Source organism: Novosphingobium sp. 11B (genome assembly GCF_054589055.1).
This window is the reverse complement of sequence record NZ_BAAILP010000238.1, coordinates 29,068-30,910: the sequence shown is the minus strand read 5'-3', so window position 1 is coordinate 30,910 and position 1,843 is coordinate 29,068. Positions and strand designations below refer to the sequence as shown.

Annotated in this window: 2 protein-coding genes; one reads left to right on the top strand and one right to left on the bottom strand. The window is 69.5% G+C overall.

Annotated features, from left to right (window positions below; genetic code table 11):
• Positions 1 to 56: 56 nt before the first annotated feature.
• Positions 57 to 1,004: an L-threonylcarbamoyladenylate synthase gene (locus ACYPYD_RS21035; protein ID WP_459665277.1), complete on the bottom strand. Its 948-nt coding sequence runs from the start codon at positions 1,002 to 1,004 to the stop codon at positions 57 to 59.
• Positions 1,005 to 1,053: 49 nt separating this feature from the next.
• Between ACYPYD_RS21035 and ACYPYD_RS21030 the strand changes: the two genes are divergently transcribed.
• Positions 1,054 to 1,843: DUF815 domain-containing protein (locus tag ACYPYD_RS21030; RefSeq protein ID WP_459665276.1), on the top strand; the 790-nt coding region annotated here is incomplete at its 3' end.

Here is a 1,843-nt window from a genome sequence, read left to right as displayed (position 1 = left end):
TTGGATTGCTTCGCTACGCTCGCAATGACGAAGGGTGGGAGCGGACGGCGAATACCTCAGGCAGCTGCCCGGCGCAGGCGGTCGTTTATGGCAGCGCCGATATCGCCCTCCGGGATCGGCGCTACGGCGATGCGCGGCTGCGCTGCGGCCGCTCCGGCATGGAGCAGCGCATAGAGCCGCGAGGCCGCCTCGATCAGATCTCCGCTCGCCGACAGGGTTACCTCCCCCGCCACTGCGCCGAAACCGATGTGAAATTCGTCAGCCTCTGCCTCGATCGCATCGAGCCGCACCGGCTTGCCCGGCGCGTAATGGCTGGCGAGTTGCCCCGGCGCCTCGATGGCCTGCGAGGTCACCGGCTCGCTCGCGCCGCCGAGTACAGCGGCAATGCGATCCTCGGCGATGGGGCCGGGACGCAGGATCTGCCAGCGCCTCCCTTCCCGCAACGCGACGATCGTGGATTCCAGCCCTGCCTCACAGGCGCCGCCATCGACCACCGCATCGACATTCGCCCCGAGCGAGGCGACGACATGCCCTGCCTCGGTCGGGCTGACCCCGCCGCTGCGATTGGCCGAGGGCGCCGCGATCGGCAGGCCCGTCGCCGCGATGACCGCCCGCATCACCGGGTGCGCCGGACAGCGCAGCGCGATCGTGGGGAGCCCGGCGGTGACCGCAGCGGCAATCGGCGCGCCCTTTCGCAATGGCAGAACCATGGTCAAGGCACCCGGCCAGAACGCCTCAGCCAATGACAGCGCGCGATCGTCGAACTCCGCCAGCACCTGCGCCGAAACGAGATGTTCCACGTGGACGATCAGCGGATTGAAACTCGGCCGACCCTTGGCCCGGTAGATCGCCGCCACGGACTCGTCCCGGTCCGCTCTTGCCGAAAGGCCGTAGACCGTCTCCGTCGGCACGGCGACAAGGCGCCCTTCCCGCAAAAGATGCGCGGCGGCTTCGATCCCGGCGGGACAGGCTTCAAGCATCTCGGGCTGGCTGGCGTGCTCCATACCCCGTCGCTATAGCCCCACGGCGACGAATGCCAAGGACATGCAAAAGATGACGACCCAGCCCGCGGAGCATACCCAGGTTCTCACCCGCATCGCCGAAGCGCTGGAACGCCTCGTGCCACCCGCCCCGACCGCGACCGACTGGCTCGCGCATCCCGCCTACGTATGGACGGGCAGCGCCGCGCGATCGGTCGCGCAACTCGACGCCCCTGCCCTGCCCCTGCTGCGCGGTATCGACACGCAGAAGGACCGTGTGGTCACCAACGTCGAGCGCCTTGCCGCCGGACACGCCGCGCATGACATGCTGCTCTGGGGCTCGCGCGGGATGGGCAAGTCGGCCCTGCTGCGCGCCGCCATACGCTCCGCCGACACCGCACACCCGGGCCGCATCGCGCTGGTGCAGGTGGCGCAGGAAGCTCTCTCCGGCGTGACCGACCTCTTCGCCGCACTCGGCAAGGTGGACCGCAGCTTCCTCGTCTTCATCGACGATCTCGGTTTCGAGGAAGGCGACGGCGCCGGGCCGCGCATCCTGCGCTCATGGCTGGAAGGCGGCGTCGAGGCACGCCCGGCGAACGTCCGCCTCGCCGTCACGTCGAACCGCCGCGCCATCGTCGGCCGCTCGATGTCGGAGCAGGACGATCCCATCAACGCCCGCGACGCGGTGGACGAAAAGCTGGCGCTGGCCGACCGCTTCGGCCTCTCGATCGGCTTCCACAACTGCGACCAGGATTCCTACCTCGCCATCATCGGCGGCTATGCCGGTGAATTCGGGCTGGAGTGGGAGCCGTCGGACGCGCTGGAATGGTCGCGGCGACGGGGCGCGCGATCTGGCCGCGTGG

What these genes read in the sequence shown, in the direction of transcription:
- ACYPYD_RS21035 (WP_459665277.1), bottom strand. Translation starts at nt 1,004, where the DNA reads ATGGAGCACGCCAGCCAGCCCGAGATGCTTGAAGCCTGTCCCGCCGGG.